At 50.0% G+C, this 16,032-nt stretch carries 16 protein-coding genes and 1 pseudogene; 7 read left to right on the plus strand and 10 right to left on the minus strand.

Translation table 11 applies throughout. The features are described 5' to 3' along the window. A pseudogene (locus ACTHSW_RS06345) lies at positions 1-171 on the minus strand (IS5/IS1182 family transposase); the annotation flags it as partial. 217 nt (positions 172-388) lie between these two features. Here ACTHSW_RS06345 and ACTHSW_RS06350 point away from each other — a divergent pair. After that, entirely contained in the window at positions 389-1,717 is a 1,329-nt protein-coding gene (locus ACTHSW_RS06350; RefSeq protein ID WP_070460920.1) for an anaerobic C4-dicarboxylate transporter family protein, read from the plus strand. A gap of 69 nt (positions 1,718-1,786) precedes the next feature. Here the strand turns inward: ACTHSW_RS06350 and ACTHSW_RS06355 are convergent, their stop codons facing one another. Further along, positions 1,787-2,212, minus strand: coding sequence for a DUF4124 domain-containing protein (locus ACTHSW_RS06355; protein ID WP_070460916.1), 426 nt, complete (start codon positions 2,210-2,212; stop codon positions 1,787-1,789). Between the two features lie 189 nt (positions 2,213-2,401). Here ACTHSW_RS06355 and guaB point away from each other — a divergent pair, with 189 nt between their 5' ends. Both guaB and waaF read left to right on the plus strand, forming a co-directional pair. Further along, positions 2,402-3,865, plus strand: a complete 1,464-nt coding sequence (guaB, locus tag ACTHSW_RS06360; protein ID WP_003678893.1) for an IMP dehydrogenase — start codon at positions 2,402-2,404, stop codon at positions 3,863-3,865. A gap of 284 nt (positions 3,866-4,149) precedes the next feature. After that, complete coding sequence (gene waaF / locus ACTHSW_RS06365; protein ID WP_070460911.1) at positions 4,150-5,169, plus strand: lipopolysaccharide heptosyltransferase II; 1,020 nt, start codon at positions 4,150-4,152, stop codon at positions 5,167-5,169. 141 nt (positions 5,170-5,310) lie between these two features. On the opposite strand, the gene ACTHSW_RS06370 is transcribed toward waaF, so the two are convergent. The 3 genes from ACTHSW_RS06370 to ACTHSW_RS06380 all read right to left on the minus strand — a co-directional run bounded on the left by ACTHSW_RS06370 (position 5,311) and on the right by ACTHSW_RS06380 (position 7,682). Next, on the minus strand, positions 5,311-6,285 hold the full coding sequence (locus tag ACTHSW_RS06370) for a class 1 fructose-bisphosphatase (RefSeq protein ID WP_070460909.1): 975 nt from the start codon (positions 6,283-6,285) through the stop codon (positions 5,311-5,313). A gap of 67 nt (positions 6,286-6,352) precedes the next feature. Beyond that, positions 6,353-6,706: a hypothetical protein gene (locus ACTHSW_RS06375; RefSeq protein WP_440373795.1), complete on the minus strand. Its 354-nt coding sequence runs from the start codon at positions 6,704-6,706 to the stop codon at positions 6,353-6,355. Positions 6,707-6,836: 130 nt separating this feature from the next. Continuing rightward, a complete protein-coding gene (locus ACTHSW_RS06380; protein ID WP_049344693.1) occupies positions 6,837-7,682 on the minus strand; it encodes a 23S rRNA (adenine(2030)-N(6))-methyltransferase RlmJ in 846 nt (281 codons plus the stop codon). A gap of 125 nt (positions 7,683-7,807) precedes the next feature. Between ACTHSW_RS06380 and ACTHSW_RS06385 the strand changes: the two genes are divergently transcribed. Both ACTHSW_RS06385 and ACTHSW_RS06390 read left to right on the plus strand, forming a co-directional pair. Continuing rightward, on the plus strand, positions 7,808-8,422 hold the full coding sequence (locus tag ACTHSW_RS06385) for a riboflavin synthase subunit alpha (protein ID WP_049344692.1): 615 nt from the start codon (positions 7,808-7,810) through the stop codon (positions 8,420-8,422). Between the two features lie 16 nt (positions 8,423-8,438). Continuing rightward, on the plus strand, positions 8,439-9,305 hold the full coding sequence (locus tag ACTHSW_RS06390) for an ATP-binding protein (RefSeq protein ID WP_036472369.1): 867 nt from the start codon (positions 8,439-8,441) through the stop codon (positions 9,303-9,305). Positions 9,306-9,369: 64 nt separating this feature from the next. Here the strand turns inward: ACTHSW_RS06390 and ACTHSW_RS06395 are convergent, their stop codons facing one another. Then, positions 9,370-9,798, minus strand: coding sequence for a Spy/CpxP family protein refolding chaperone (locus tag ACTHSW_RS06395; protein ID WP_070460901.1), 429 nt, complete (start codon positions 9,796-9,798; stop codon positions 9,370-9,372). A 277-nt stretch (positions 9,799-10,075) separates the two neighbouring features. On the opposite strand from ACTHSW_RS06395, the gene rpe reads away from it, so the two are divergent. Then, positions 10,076-10,756, plus strand: coding sequence for a ribulose-phosphate 3-epimerase (gene rpe, locus ACTHSW_RS06400; protein WP_070460899.1), 681 nt, complete (start codon positions 10,076-10,078; stop codon positions 10,754-10,756). A 104-nt stretch (positions 10,757-10,860) separates the two neighbouring features. On the opposite strand, the gene ACTHSW_RS06405 is transcribed toward rpe, so the two are convergent. Together ACTHSW_RS06405 and ypfJ are read right to left on the minus strand one after the other, a co-directional pair. Beyond that, positions 10,861-12,243, minus strand: a complete 1,383-nt coding sequence (locus ACTHSW_RS06405; RefSeq protein WP_107811016.1) for a phosphomannomutase/phosphoglucomutase — start codon at positions 12,241-12,243, stop codon at positions 10,861-10,863. A gap of 121 nt (positions 12,244-12,364) precedes the next feature. Beyond that, positions 12,365-13,204, minus strand: a complete 840-nt coding sequence (ypfJ, locus tag ACTHSW_RS06410; protein WP_070460895.1) for a KPN_02809 family neutral zinc metallopeptidase — start codon at positions 13,202-13,204, stop codon at positions 12,365-12,367. 186 nt (positions 13,205-13,390) lie between these two features. On the opposite strand from ypfJ, the gene ACTHSW_RS06415 reads away from it, so the two are divergent. Then, positions 13,391-13,888 (plus strand): YbhB/YbcL family Raf kinase inhibitor-like protein, encoded by a 498-nt coding sequence (locus ACTHSW_RS06415; protein ID WP_070460894.1) that lies wholly within the window; start codon positions 13,391-13,393, stop codon positions 13,886-13,888. Positions 13,889-13,967: 79 nt separating this feature from the next. Here ACTHSW_RS06415 and ACTHSW_RS06420 read toward each other — a convergent pair whose 3' ends face one another. Further along, a complete protein-coding gene (locus ACTHSW_RS06420) occupies positions 13,968-14,477 on the minus strand; it encodes a peptidylprolyl isomerase (RefSeq protein WP_003747093.1) in 510 nt (169 codons plus the stop codon). 117 nt (positions 14,478-14,594) lie between these two features. Continuing rightward, a complete protein-coding gene (locus ACTHSW_RS06425) occupies positions 14,595-16,010 on the minus strand; it encodes an SLC13 family permease (protein WP_049333338.1) in 1,416 nt (471 codons plus the stop codon). Between the last annotated feature and the right edge of the window lie 22 nt (positions 16,011-16,032).

Here is a 16,032-nt window from a genome sequence, read left to right on the forward strand (position 1 = left end):
CAGGGGATAGGCGGGACGGCCGCGGTGGTCTCGAAGGTAACGGGTTCTTTGACGATTCAGGTATTGTTCGATCGGTTTCCAATCAATCAGCTGATCCAACTTCAATAGTGGGAAACGGTCGATGTGTTTGGCAATCATGGCTTGTGCGGTTTGCTGGAAGAAGGTGCTCATGAGAAATCCCCTAAATGTCTTGGTGGGAATTTAGGGGATTTTGGGGAATTTTGCAAAGGTCTCAGTCTATTGGTTAAATGAGAATATTATTTATTTGATATAGATCAGTATGTATAATTAGGTAAAGTATGGTTAGGGAAGAGGGTTTACTCTATAATCCAACCGTTTGTAATTTTATTTCGGCGAAGGCCGGATTTTGGGAGTTGTTATGTCAACTATGTTTTTTATCCAGTTTGCCGTTGTACTGCTGTGTATCCTGATTGGCGCGCAGGTTGGCGGTATTGGTTTGGGCGTGCTCGGCGGTATCGGCTTGGCCGTATTGTCTTTTGGTTTCCATCTGCAGCCGACCAGCCCGCCGATTGATGTGATGCTGATGATTATGGCGGTAGTGTCTGCCGCGGCGGCAATGCAGGCCAGCGGCGGTTTGGACTATATGATTAAGATTGCCACGCGCGTGTTGCACCGCAATCCGAAATACATCACCTTTATTGCGCCGGCGGTAACTTACACCTTTACCGTCTTGGCAGGTACGGGCCATGTGGCTTACTCGGTCTTGCCCGTGATTGCCGAAGTCAGCCGTCGCAATGGCATCCGTCCTTCCCGTCCGCTGACGATGGCGGTTATCGCTTCCCAATTTGCGATTGTCGCCAGCCCGATTGCCGCCGCGGTTGTTGCCTGCGTCACCATGCTTGAGCCGCAGCACATCACGATGGCGGACGTGTTGAAAGTAACCATTCCGTCCACGATTTTGGGTATCGGTTTGGCTTGCGTGTTTGTAAACAAACTGGGCAAAGAATTGAAAGACGATCCGCATTATCAGGCTTTGCTGAAAGACCCGAACTATGTGAAAGAATACATCGATGTGGAGGAACAACAAACTGATGTTGCCATTTCGCCGAAAGCCAAATTGTCGGTCGGTATTTTCTTGACTGCGGCATTGCTGGTGGTCGTGATGGGTGCGCTGCCTGAGTTGCGTCCGGCTTTTGAACACGATGGCGCGATCAAGCCTATGGGCATGGCGCATACGATTGAAATCGTGATGTTGTCTGCTTCTGCACTGATTATCTTGGCGTGTAAACCCAATGGCGATGCGATTACCCGAGGTTCGGTATTCCATGCCGGTATGCGTGCCGTGATTGCGGTATTTGGCGTGGCTTGGTTGGGCGATACCTTGATGAACGGCCACTTAACAGAAGTGGAATCGACCGTCAGCCATTTGGTTGAATCTGCACCATGGACCTTTGCCTTTGCCCTGTTTGTCTTGTCGGTATTGGTCAACAGCCAAGGCGCGACAGTGGCGACGCTGTTTCCAATCGCCATCAAACTGGGGATTCCTGCGCCCATCATCATCGGTACATTTGTTGCGGTAAACGGCTATTTCTTCATTCCGAACTACGGTCCGATTATTGCCGCTATCGACTTCGATACAACCGGCTCGACCAAAATCGGCAAATTTATCTTCAACCACAGTTTCATGATTCCAGGCCTGTTGAGCATGGCATTCAGCTTAGCCATCGGCTTGTTGTTGGTTCAGATATATTATTGATAGGCTGAAAAATAAAGGCCGTCTGAAATTAAATTTCAGACGGCCTTTTTGATATTGTTATTTGAGAGCTTAATTGCAGTATTTATTGACGTCGTTTTGGTATTGCTTAATCAGGCTGTCGCGATTGGCCAAGCGTGCGCTTTCGGCGACTTGGCGGTTGATTTTGGCGATTTTGCAGTTTTCCAGCTTGTTTTGGCGGTTTTGCTCTTCGATTTTTTTATTGCGCTCTTCGATTTGTTTGTTTTGTTCCGCAACCTGTTCGTTGGGCTGCTCGGCAACCGGCTCAGATGCTGCAACAGCAGGTGCAACGGCAGGTTTGACGTTGTGCGTGCGGATGTTGACTACCCCGGAACGCTTCGGTTGCAGGCGGTTTGGCGTATCGGAATAGCTGTTGCCCGACGTGCCTTTCCAAGTGTAAACCTCGGCCGCGCCGGTCAGGGCGGCGGAAGAGAGAAGGGCTGCTGTCAGACAGGTTTTGAGTGCGGAAGATTTCATGGATTTCCCTTATGTAAATGATGTTCTCATTCGACCTATTTTACTTGAAACTGCAATGCGTTGGCATATTTTTGTACTGCGGATCAAATCATGTAAAAAAATAACGTTAAAACATGTATTGCCAATGTTAGCATCAAGCCGGTGTGATATAATGCCGTGCATCTTGCACAAACTGAAAGACCGAGCATCATGCGTATTGTAGAAAAAGCCTATACTTTCGACGACGTTTTGTTGGTTCCAGCGCACTCAAACGTGCTGCCTCGAGATGTCAAACTTCAAACCAAACTCACCCGCGATATCACGCTCAACCTCCCTCTACTTTCTGCTGCAATGGATACCGTTACCGAAGCGCGTCTGGCCATCTCTATGGCTCAAGAAGGCGGCATTGGTATTATCCATAAAAACATGACGCCGGAGTTGCAAGCGCGTGCCGTTTCCAAAGTGAAGCGCCATGAGAGCGGCGTGGTGAAAGATCCCGTTACCGTTGCGCCGACCGCATTGATCCGCGAAGTCTTGGAAATGCGCGCACAACGCAAACGCAAAATGTCCGGTCTGCCTGTTGTGGAAAACGGCAAAGTGGTCGGTATCGTGACCAACCGCGACCTGCGTTTTGAAAACCGTGTCGATCTGCCTGTTTCTGCCATCATGACCCCTCGCGACCGTTTGGTTACCGTTCCTGAAGGTACCAGCATCGATGAAGCCCGCGAAATCATGCATGCGCACAAAGTTGAGCGCGTTTTGGTGTTGAACGACCAAGACGAACTCAAAGGTCTGATTACAGTTAAAGATATTCTGAAAACAACCGAATTCCCTAATGCCAACAAAGATGCCGAAGGCCGCCTGCGTGTCGGTGCCGCGGTGGGTACCGGCGGCGATACCGAAGAGCGCGTCAAAGCATTGGTGGAAGCAGGTGTGGACGTGATTGTGGTCGATACTGCCCACGGTCATAGCCAAGGCGTTATCGATCGCGTGCGCTGGGTAAAAGAAACCTATCCGCACATCCAAGTCATCGGCGGTAACATCGCTACTGCTAAAGCCGCTTTGGATTTGGTGGCTGCCGGTGCGGATGCCGTTAAAGTCGGTATCGGCCCTGGCTCGATTTGTACGACCCGTATCGTAGCAGGCGTAGGCGTGCCTCAACTGACTGCGATTCACAATGTTTCCGAAGCCCTGAAAGGTACAGGCGTTCCCCTGATTGCCGACGGCGGTATCCGCTTCTCCGGCGATATTGCCAAAGCTCTGGCAGCAGGTGCATATAGCGTCATGCTCGGCGGTATGTTTGCCGGTACGGAAGAAGCACCGGGCGAAATCGAACTCTACCAAGGCCGCTCTTACAAGTCTTACCGCGGCATGGGTTCGTTGGGTGCGATGAGCCAAGGCTCTGCCGACCGCTACTTCCAAGACAAAACCGACAGTACAGACAAATATGTTCCTGAAGGCATCGAAGGCCGCGTTCCTTACAAAGGTCCGATCGTGAACATCATCCACCAGCTGACCGGCGGCCTGCGCTCCAGCATGGGTTACTTGGGTTGCGCCAATATTGCTGAAATGCACGAGAAAGCAGAATTTGTGGAAATCACTTCTGCCGGTATGAGCGAATCCCACGTTCACGACGTACAAATCACTAAAGAAGCGCCTAACTACCATCGTTAAACGAGTATAAAAAGGTCGTCTGAAAATATTTCAGACGGCCTTTCTGTTTTTATAAGGTTTTAAAAATGAAGCAAATATTGCTTGCCGCTGTTATGCTTAGTATTTGGGGCGTGGTATTTGCAGAATAATTGGGGAGACAAACGCTTCACGCACTCAAACCAGAGTGCATCTGTTGAAATGACATGTATCAACTAGTACGTTTTGAACTGAGCGATTAAACCAAGTTTAAGACGGCCTTTTAAAAATCGTATTACAATAAGCCAAAATTAAAAACACATTCCATTATGTCCAAAAAAATCCTGATTATTACCCCAAGCTGGATTGGTGACTGCGTCATGACCCAACCGCTTTATCACCGTTTGCATGAGCTGCATCCCGGCTGTACCATTGATGCCTTTGCGCCCAAATGGTCGATGGCCGTATTTGAGCGTATGCCTGAGATCAACCGTGTGATGGAAAATCCGTTTGGACATGGCGCGTTGGAATTGAAAAAACGCTGGCGTATCGGACGTGAATTGGGAAAAGAAGGCTATGATCAAGTGATTGTTTTGCCCGGTTCACTCAAATCCGCCATTATTGCCTTGGCTACAGGCATTAAACAGCGTACGGGCTACGTCGGCGAGTCGCGCTATTTTTTACTGAACGATATCCGCAAGTTGGATAAGGCCGCGTTGCCTCTGATGGTTGACCGCTATACTGCGCTGGCGCATCCGACCCCAGCGGATTTTAACGGGCATTCCGATAATCCGTGTTTCACGATTGATCCTGAAAGCCGTCAAGCCGCTTTGTCAAAACATGGTTTGGCGACGGATAAACCGATTTTGGCATTTTGTCCCGGTGCGGAATATGGCCCGGCCAAGCGTTGGCCTGCGCGTCATTTTGCCGAACTCGGCCGCCGATATTTGGCCGAGGGCTGGCAGGTTTGGCTGTTCGGTTCGCAAAAAGATTTTGATATTGCAGATGAAATCAACCGACTTTCAGACGGCCTGTGTACCAATCTTTGCGGTAAAACCAATCTTTCTGAAGCCATTGATTTGTTGTCTTGCGCCGATACGGTCGTGTGCAATGACAGCGGTCTGATGCACCTAGCGGCCGCGCTTGATCGGAAATTGGTTGCGGTTTACGGCTCATCCAGCCCTGACCATACGCCGCCTCTAAGCCAAAAGGCAAAAATCGTCAGCTTGAATTTGGATTGCTCGCCATGTTTTAAACGCGAATGTCCGTTAGGGCATACGGATTGTTTGAACAAGCTGACGCCGGATATGGTGCAAAAAGTGGCGGAAGAGCTGACTCGTTCGGCGTAATCCAAGATATATACTGGAAAACAGTAAAGGACAGATTTGAGTCTGTCCTTTTAATCTTTCGTTTCTTTTATTTTTTAACAAAAGGCCGTCTGAAAATCATATTTCAGACGGCATTTTTTGGTTTGAAATCAATACATTTGATTATTTTTGATGCAGATTATAAACGTATTCCACTTCCTCGCGGCTGCCCATGAATACGGCAACACGTTGGTGCAGACCGGTAGGTTGGATGTCGAGCATGGCTTCGATGGCGTCGTTTGATGCGCCGCCGGCCTGTTCCATAAGCAGGCTCATCGGGTTGGCTTCGTACATCAGGCGCAGTTTGCCCGGTTTGGATGGGTCGCGTTTGTCTTGCGGATACATGAATACGCCGCCGCGCATCAGGATGCGGTGGATTTCGGCAACCATGCTGGCTACCCAGCGCATATTGTAGTTTTTGCCGCGTACGCCGGTTTCGCCTGCCAGCAATTCGTCAATGTATTGTTGAACAGGAGCGAACCAATGTCTTTGGTTGGACATATTGATGGCGAATTCTTTAGTGGATTCCGGAACGCGCGGATTTTCTTTGGTCAGCAGGAATTGGTTGGCATCATCCAGAGTGAAGACGAACACGCCATGACCGACAGTCAGTACCAGTTGGGTTTGCGGACCGTATAAAACATAACCTGCGGCCACTTGGTCGCGGCCTTTTTGCAGGAAGGATTCGGTAGTCAATGCGCCTTCTGGTTTCGCCAAAATGGAGAAAATGGTGCCGACGGAGATGTTGACGTCGATATTGGAAGAGCCGTCCAACGGGTCAAACAATACCAAATAGCCGCCGTTTTCGTGCGTGGCGACATAGGTGTCTTCTTCTTCGCTGGCAAGACCGGCGATGTTGGTATTGGCTTTTAAAACATCAATCATGATGTTGTTGGCGATGACGTCAAGTTTCTTTTGGTCTTCGCCTTGGATATTGCCGGTACCTGCCATGCCCAAAACGCCGGAAAGCGCGCCGAGGCGGACTTTGGCGTTGATGTCCAAACAGGCGGCGGCTACGGATTCCAGTACGCTGGCCAGCTCTTGCGGCAGTTTGTGTTCGGGCAGGTGTTGGGCTAAGAATTGGTTCAGTGTCTTCATGGTTTCACTCTTTTCCTAAGTTTGAATCGGGTATTTTTCAATTTCAGGCCGTCTGAAAACGGCGTATTCATTTGGTTTTGCTGTCGGCCATGCCTAAAACTTCTTTAGTGCAGGCGATGCTGGTGTCTTTGATGCGTTTTTTCAGCTCGTCGCTCATGGAGTCGCTGCCGCCCAAAAGCGAGGCCGCTTCTTCAGGATTGATTTGGTCGACTGTTTTTTCGCCGATGCAGCGGCAGATTTTTTCAGTGGTCGCGGAATCAAACGGGCTTTTTCCGGAGGCTTTTTCTACGCAGGCTTCGGTTGCCGAGCGGACAAATTCGGTGCGGAAACTTTGGGTAAATTCTTCTTTAAATTCGTTTTTTGCTGATTCGCTGCACGCGCAGAGCAGGAGTGTGCAGGCTAGGGGTGTGCGTATATTCATGAGTGGACGGCCGTTAATTGTTATGTTGTGAATTGTAGTGGAAAAAGGCTTAAGTATAAAGGGTTAAGGCCGTCTGAACAGGTATGGCGGCAAAATCAAAGCGTTTGGGTATACGTTCAGACGGCAGTGTTTATTTCGTTTTGCTTTCCAATACATAATGCGCGCCGACATCTTGCGCCAAAATTTTGGCAAGTTCGGGCAGATTGTTTTGCAACTGTTCGGCAAGCATATAGGGCGGGTTGATGACGAACATGCCGCTGCCGTGCATACCGAAGCCGTCGCTGCGCGGCGTATGGACATGAAGCTCGGCGTGCAGATAATTGTCGGGAGCGATTTTTTTGAGTTCGTCCGGAAGTTTGCGGCTTTCTTCGCGGCTCAAGCAGGGATACCAAACCATGTAGCAGCCGGTTTCAAAGCGTTTTAAAGCATCTTTCAAGACTTGGACGACACGGCGGTAGTCTTGTTTTTCTTCGTAGGGCGGATCAATCAAGACGGCGGCGCGGCGCGGCGGAGGAGGCAGAAGTGAAATCAAACCTTGATAACCGTCCGCTTGGCTGACCTGCACTTTACGCGCAGGGCGAACTTCGCGCATATTGTTTTGTAAATGGACAAAATCGGCAGGGTGCAGCTCAAAGAGGCGCATTTTGTCGCTGTCGCGCGTGAGCGCCTGTGCTAGCCAAGGCGAGCCGCAGTAAAGGTTGTCTTGCGGCAGTATTTGTTTCAGACGGCCCACAAATTCGGCCAATTCGGCAGGCAGCTTGTCAGCTTGTTCCAAGAGCACAAAGCCTTGTTTGTATTCGCCGACTTTTTGCGCTTCATCGCCGCTCAAATCATACAAACCGGCACCGCTGTGCGTATCGATATACCAATAGGGCTTGTCTTTGCGGTTGAAATATTCGAGGACGAGGAAGAGGGTAAAGTGCTTGAGCATATCGGCATGGTTGCCGGCATGGAAGGCGTGGCGGTAGCTGAGCATGATCGGGCTGCGGAAATAAAAATTCGATTATACCCCAAACCATCGCCATCACCGCTTTCAGACGGCCTTTGTGCCTGGAAAATGCTACAATATCCGCCTTATCGTACCATCGGAAAGAAGACATCATGTTTACAGGCATCGTACAAGGTATGGGCAAAATTACAGACATCGCCCAACCTTCGCCCGACTTTCGTACCCACACAGTTGAGCTGCCCCCCGAAATCGCCGACAATCTGCAAACCGGCGCCTCTGTCGCCAACAATGGTTGCTGCCTGACCATTACCCGAATCGACGGCAACAAAGTCAGCTTTGATTTGATGGACGAGACCTTACGTAAAACCAATCTCGGCAGCTTGAAAGTCGGCGACAGTGTCAATTTGGAACGCGCGGCGCGGTTTGGCGATGAAATCGGCGGCCATGTAATGAGCGGCCATGTGATGGCGGTTACCCGAATTTCCCGAATTGAATCAAGCGAGTTCAACCGTACAGTTTGGTTTGAGCTGCCGGAAAACCTCAAGCCCTACATCCTGACCAAAGGCTTTGTCGGTTTGGACGGTTGCAGCCTGACCATAGGTGAAATCAGCGACAGCGAATTTTGCGTACACCTGATTCCGGAGACTTTGGAGCGCACCCTGTTTGGCAGCCGCAAAGAAGGCGACCTCATTAATATTGAAATCGATCCGCAAACCCAAGCCGTTGTCGATACCGTGATGCGAGTATTGGCGCAAAAGGCCGTCTGAAAAAAAGAAAGCCGAAATGAAATTATCCAATTTTTTGAAAAAAGCGAATTCCGTTTTAAACCGTCTGGATTTAATCCTGCCTGACGAAGCCGGTAAAACCGACTGGCGCGCTTTGGCCTACCGTTGGCACAGCGTGGGCAAAAAAGGCATTTTGGAAAGCCTGCCACGTCCGCATACGTTTCCTTTGAGCAGATTGGCGGCAGTCGGTTCGCAAACCGACAGGCTGAAACGCAATACCGAGCAATTTTTGGCAGGCCGTCCGGCAAATAATGTCTTGATGACCGGCGCACGCGGTACGGGCAAATCTTCCTTGGTTAAAGCGTTGTTACACGAATACGCCGAGCGCGGCCTGCGACTGATTGAGGTGGATAAAAGCGATTTGATCAGCTTACCGGCTTTGTTGACGCTGTTGTCCGAGCGCCCCGAGAAATTTATCGTTTTCTGCGATGATTTGTCGTTTGAAACCGGCGATGAAACCTATAAAGCCTTGAAAACTGCTTTAGACGGCGGACTGTCGCAACGTTGCACCAATGTTTTGGTTTATGCCACTTCCAACCGCCGTCATTTAATTCCTGAATACATGGATGAAAACGGCGGTACTACGGGCACTCGCGGCGAAATCCATCAGAAAGAGGCTGTTGAGGAGAAAATCTCCCTTTCCGACCGCTTCGGCTTATGGCTGAGTTTTTATCCTTTCGATCAAAACGATTATTTGACCGCCGTGGCGAACTGGTTGGACGATTTCAATGTGCCTTTTGACGATACGGCGCGCCAAGCTGCGTTGCAATGGGCGCAAATGCGCGGCAGCCGTTCAGGCCGCTCGGCATGGCAGTTTGCCTGCGATTGGGCAGGCCGGTTGCCGGAAGAAAGAGTGCTGGATTAAGGCTGAAAAAGTAAAGGCCGTCTGAATATGGTTTCAGATGGCCTTTTTGTATTTTATTTATCCATCAGCGCAAGCATGAAGACAACCATTGCTGGCGTTGGCGCGGATTGAGCAGATGATAGAAGCGGTATTGGATTTCCATTTCATCCACCGCATAGTCCATGCTGGAGAGGTAGCGGTTTTCAACATAATCGCGGGCGGCGTTTGAGTCGAATGAGTCGCCGGAGAGGATTTTGATGATGGTTTGACGGCGGTTGCGGTCGGAGCGTACGGTTTTGCGGTAGGCTTTATCGTTGATCTGTTTGAAGTCGGTACGCAGGCGGCGCAGGGCGGCGTGTTGGTCGGCGGATAAATTGAGCTGTCGAATGTCGCAATTCGGGTGGAAGTCGTCCAAAGTGGCCAGAAACGGACCGGCATATGCAGGCAGACTGGAACAGAGTAGGGCGAGTGCTAAGAAAATAAAAGTCGGATAGCGGGAAAGTGCAACAGACACGGTGTTTTCCTAATGTTTCATCAGGTTTGGAAATATAACCGATAAGCGTGTGAAAGGCAGTATCAATGCAGTTAACTTTTGTTAATGATGTTAGATTTTTTTGCACATGTATGTAATCTAATAATTTATTTTCAAAGCCTTACTATGTGATTATAAGTTTCATTAATGTATATGAAATGTAAATTCATAAAAATGACGGTAGAGACGTTGTCGGCGGCATACAACATAGGGTTAAAAATGCGATAATGACAAAGGAACACACTTTAGGAGAATAAACATGACCGACTACCGTATTGCCCCCAGTATTTTGTCCGCTGATTTTGCCCGCTTGGGCGAAGAGGTTGCCGAAGTTATCCGCGCCGGTGCGGATTTGATTCATTTTGACGTGATGGACAATCATTATGTGCCGAATCTGACTTTCGGCCCTATGGTTTGCGCGGCTTTGAAACCGTATGCAACCGTGCCGGTCGATGTGCATTTGATGGTTGAGCCGGTGGACGATTTGATTCATGCGTTTGCCAAAGCCGGTGCCAATATCATTACCTTTCATCCCGAAGCCAGCCGCCATGTCGACCGCAGCTTGGGTTTGATTAAAGAATACGGCTGTCAGGCAGGTTTGGTATTGAATCCTGCTACGCCGGTCAATATTCTGGAAAACGTTTTGGACAAACTGGATATGGTTTTGCTGATGTCGGTCAACCCGGGCTTTGGCGGACAAAGCTTTATCCCGAATACGCTGGTGAAAATCCGCAAAGTGCGCGAGATGTTGGACGAGTATGAACGGCAAAGCAGCCGCCGTATCGCATTGGAAGTCGATGGCGGCGTGAAAACAGACAATATTGCTGAAATTGCAGCGGCAGGTGCGGATACGTTTGTGGCCGGCTCGGCAATTTTTGGCAAACCGGATTACAAAGCCGTTATCGATGAAATGCGTCAACAGTTGGCGCAAGTCGGATAACTAAGCCGGGATATTCTTGGTTTCCAAACTTTGGAATCATCAATGTTTAATATAAAGGCCGTCTGAAATGATTTTCAGACGGCCTTTTGTTTTAATCTAAACCCTTACAGCGGCCATTTCAATGCAGGATTGCTTTCAATGACTGCTTTGAATTGGTTTTGAATACGCTCAATCGCTTCTTGGGTATCCGCTTCAAAACGCAATACCAAAATCGGCGTGGTATTGGAAGCACGCATCAGGCCGAAGCCGTCAGGAAATTCAACGCGCAAGCCGTCGATGGTGATGATTTCGGTCGCACCTTCGAACTTGGCATTGGCAGCCAACTCTTCAATCACTTTGTGGCCGTTGCTGCCTTCCGGCAGGTCGATGTTGAGTTCCGGAGTGGAAATGCTTTGCGGCAGCTTGTTCAATACTTCGGACGGATTGTCGAAGGCAGACAGGATTTCCAAGAGGCGTGCGCCGGCATACATGCCGTCGTCGAAGCCGAACCAGCGTTCTTTAAAGAAAACGTGACCGCTCATTTCGCCGGCAACCAGTGCGCCGGTTTTTTTCATGGTGGATTTGATGAAGCTGTGGCCGGTTTTTTCCATCACAGGTTCGCCGCCGTGTTCTTTAATCCAAGGCGCAAGCAGACGGGTGGATTTAACGTCGAAAATTACTTTGGCTTTAGGATTGCGGCCCAACACGTCTTGCGCGAAAAGCATCAGTTGGCGGTCCGGATAGATGATGTTGCCGTCTTTGGTGACCACGCCCAAGCGGTCGGCATCGCCGTCAAATGCCAAGCCGATTTCGGCATCGCTGTTTTGAAGCTCGACGATGAGGTCTTGCAGGTTTTTCGGTTTGGAAGGATCAGGGTGGTGATTAGGGAAATTGCCGTCCACTTCGCAGAAAAGTTCGGTAACTTCATTGCCCAAACCTTTGTAGAGTTTGCCTGCAAATGCGCCGCCGACACCGTTGCCCGCGTCGATGGCGATTTTCATCGGGCGTTTGAGCTTGATGTGGCCGACGATATTGTTGTGGTATTCGCCGGAGATGTCTTTTTCGGTTACGCTGCCTTGTTTGTCGGCAGTAACAAAACCGTCTTTTTCAACAATGGCTAAAAGTTCTTGAATGGCTTCGCCTGCGAGCGTGTCGCCGCCGAGCATCATTTTGAAACCGTTGTAATCAGGCGGATTGTGGCTGCCGGTAATCATCACGCCGCTGCCGCCGCATTCGTTGATGGCTGCGAAGTAGAGCATAGGGGTGGCAACCATACCGACGTTGAGGACGTCGATGCCGCTGTCTGTAAAACCGCGTTGAATTTGTGCCATCAGACCGGGGCCGCTCAAACGGCCGTCGCGGCCGAGTGCGATGCGTGTAATGCCTTTTTCGGAGGCTTTGGTGGCAATGGCTTTGCCGATTAAGTAGGCAGCTTCGTCAGTCAGGGTTTTACCGACGATGCCTCGGATGTCGTAGGCTTTGAAAATGTCGCGGGCGATATTTGCCATGTGGATTTCCTTTGAATTTAAGGGAAAATAATAGGCGTTATTCTAACACGGCTAAAAGGCCGTCTGAAAAAATCAGACGGCCTTTTGTCGTTACATCAAAGAACAGTGTTGTTTGGACGAATCAATTGTTGAAAGTGTTGCACTGGTTGATGTCGCCGCTTTCCAAACCGCGCTTGAGCCAAGTCATGCGTTCTTCGGACGAGCCATGGGTAAAGCTGTCGGGCACGACATAGCCCTGGGCCTGTTTCTGCAAGCGGTCGTCGCCGACGGATTCGGCGGCAAGCATCGCTTTTTGAATGTCTTCTGTTTTGAAGATATTGTTGTTGATGGCGTAGTGTCCCCAAATACCAGCGAAACAGTCGGCCTGCAATTCGAGTTTGACGGAAAGGGCATTGGCCTCTTTTTTGCCGACTTGCTGTTGCATTTTGTGGACTTTAGGCAGAATGCCGAGCAGGTTTTGAACGTGATGACCGACTTCATGAGCAATAACGTAGGCAAACGCGGCATCGCTGGCGGATTCGAGCTTGGTGCGCATGTCTTCGTAGAAACTCAAATCCAAATAAACTCTTTGGTCGCCCGGACAGTAAAACGGGCCCATGGCAGATTGGCCCGTACCGCAGGCGGTGGACGTACTGCCTTTATACAACACCATGGTTGCCGGGGTATAGCGTTGGCCGTGTTGCTGGAAATATTTACTCCATGCTTTTTCGGTATCAGCAAGGACGACACGGGACAGTTCTTTCAACTCGGCTTCTTGTTGGCTGTCGAGTCGGGAAGCTTGCTGGGTAGGGATGCCCATCGAAGATGAGCCGCCGACCAAACCGCTCAAATCCACGCCGTAATATGCGCCGACCAAAACCACGATAATGCCGAGTATGCCCGGTGTTTTGCCGCCACCACCGCCACTGCTTCCGCGGCGATCTTCGACGTTTTGGCTTTGTTCACGACCTTTCCAATCCATAACGCGTATCCTGTGTAGTTTTCATGCGGCGGATTATACTATGGAATGTCAAATGTGTTTGATCGAATTGTGAATATTGCTTGAGGCCGTCTGAAAATGCGGCATCGGGAAAGTGAAAACGGCAGTATCTTTCAGACGGCCTTGGGGTTTGTTAGAATGAGTCAACCTACTATTGGGAGATATAAGATGAAAGTCAGCAGTAAAGCTATTGTCAACGGTGAATTTGAAGACAAATACGGCAAGCGCGGCAGCCAGTTCAGCCCGAACGGTATGCCTACTTATTCGATTCCTTTTGAGATCGAAGATGCTCCTGAAGGAACAAAGTCGTTTGCCGTGGTATTGGAAGACAAAGATGCCATTTCAGCATCGGGTTTCGTATGGACGCATTGGTTGATTTCGGATTTGAAACGTACTTCCGTGGAAGAAAATGAAAGCATTTCTGCAACGGATTTCACACAAGGCGCGAATACTTGGGCGAGCGCGTTGGGTAAATTTGAAATCGAAGAGGCTTCGTTTTATGGCGGTATGGCGCCACCGAACAACCGCCATCGTTACGAGCTGATTGTGTACGCGCTGGATACCGTTTTGGATTTGCCGCGCGGTTTCCGCTTTAATGAGCTGCATTTTGCCATGCAGGGCCATGTGTTGGATTCGGCATGTGTGGTCGGTACTTATGATGTGTGAAGGTATCGTCATTAATGATTGAAAAACAGCCTGTCCGTTTTGAATTCGGACAGGCTGTTTTTCTGGGAAATCAAATCAATTAAACCACTTCGGCTTTAGTGATGATGACAGGTTCGGTCGGTACATCGTCGTGGTAGCCGTGGCGTTTGGTAGAAACGCCTTCGATGGCATCGACTACATCAAAACCGTCAACGACTTTGCCGAATACGGCATAGCCCCAGTCTTGAACGACGGTTTTGCCGTACAGCTCTTTAGAACGGAAGTTCAGGAAAGCGTTGTCGGCAGTGTTGATGAAGAATTGCGCGCTGGCAGAATGAGGATCGGAAGTACGCGCCATGGCGATGGTGTATTTTTCGTTAGGCAAACCGTTGGACGCTTCGTTTTGAATCGGATCACGGGTTTCTTTTTCGTTCATGTTTTCATCCATGCCGCCGCCTTGAATCATGAAGCCTTTGATGACGCGGTGGAAGATTACGCCGTCGTAGAAGCCGTCTTTAACGTATTGCTCGAAGTTTTTAGCAGTAACGGGGGCTTTGTCGAAATCGAGTTCGATTTTGATGTCGCCTTTGTTGGTGTGCAGGATAATCATGGGTTTCCTTTCGTTAGAATCCGGTTTTGAATCATTCGTTAAATTGTGTCTGAACGAGAAACTTCAAGGCCGTCTGAAAAATATTCTTTCAGACGGCCTTGTTACTTAGTCGATGGTTTACATCAGTACAGCATAAGCCCACAGAGCAACCAATACCACGCAGAGGATATTCAGCAATAAGCCGACATTCATCATTTCGCGTTGCTTAATCAAGCCTGTACCGAACACAATCGCGTTAGGCGGTGTGGCAACCGGCAACATGAAGGCACAAGATGCGCCGACACCGATGACGAATACCAAGACTTGTTCGGGCAGACCCATTTGCGCGGCGATGCTGGCGAAAATAGGCACAAGCAGGGCGGCGGAAGCTGTGTTACTGGTGAACTCAGTCAGGAAGATGATGAAGGTGGCAACCACGAAAATCACCAGCAATGCAGGAGAGTGGGAGAACGTGGAAGCAACTTGCTGACCCAGAGCTTCAGATGCGCCGGAAGATTGCAGCAACGCGCTCAAGCTGATACCGCCACCGAAGAGCATCAATACACCCCAGTCGGTATTGCGAGCAACTTCTTTCCATTGCGCCACGCCGAATACGACGACGGCAACGGCGGCAATCAGGGCGATAACGGTATCGGGGTTGGAAATGCCAAATGCGGCTTTGATTTTGGAGCTGAATACCCAAGCGATGGCGGCTGCCAAGAAAATCAACAGCGCGATAACGCGGTGCAAAGTCCAAGGGATAGATTCGGCTTTAACTTCCACGCGCTCGTTCAAATTAGGTTTGAGGATGACGTACATGGAGAACAGCATCAGCGGCAGAATCAACAGCATCATCGGCAGGCCGAGCTTCATCCAGCCGACGAAGTCCAAGTTTAGCGCTTTGGCGGCAATCATGTTCGGCGGAGAACCGACCACGGTGCCCAAGCCGCCGATACTGGCGCAGTAGGCGATACCGAGCAGGACGAAAACGTAGGTTTTGCGTTCTTTTTCTTGGTCGAGGTGGCTCATCATACCCATTGCCAAAGGCAGCATCATCGCGGCAGTTGCAGTGTTACTGATCCACATAGACAGGAAGGCGGTAACGGCAAACAGCATCAACACGGCAACTTTCATATTGCCACGGGACAGGCGCAACAGGCTGACAGCGATTTTACGGTCGAGACGCTGCATGTGCAGGGCGGTTGCAAGCGCGAAGCCGCCGAAGAAGATGTAAATCGTCGGGTCGGAGAAACCGGCCATCGCTTTTTTGATGTCCATATCCGGGAAACCGAGTACAACGGCAAGGATAGGGATCATCAGTGCGGTAACGGTAATGTGTACGGCTTCGGTAAACCAAAGCGCGGCAACGAAAATCAACAGCGCTATACCTTTGTTGGCGTCGGGGCTGTAGGGAAGGATGTAATAAATGCCGAAGCAGACAACGGCGGAGATGATGGTGGTCAGCAAGCCTTTAAAGTCGGTAATCGGCTTTTGTGCACTGAGCAGCTCGACGTTTTCCGGATGCTGGGTTTTGTCCTTTGCGTGCAGATCCATAGAATGTTCCTCTGAAGTTTGC

Origin of the sequence: Neisseria sp. P0008.S004 (assembly GCF_051962755.1) — a bacterium.
In the GTDB taxonomy this organism is placed as follows: Bacteria; Pseudomonadota; Gammaproteobacteria; order Burkholderiales; family Neisseriaceae; genus Neisseria; species Neisseria subflava_A.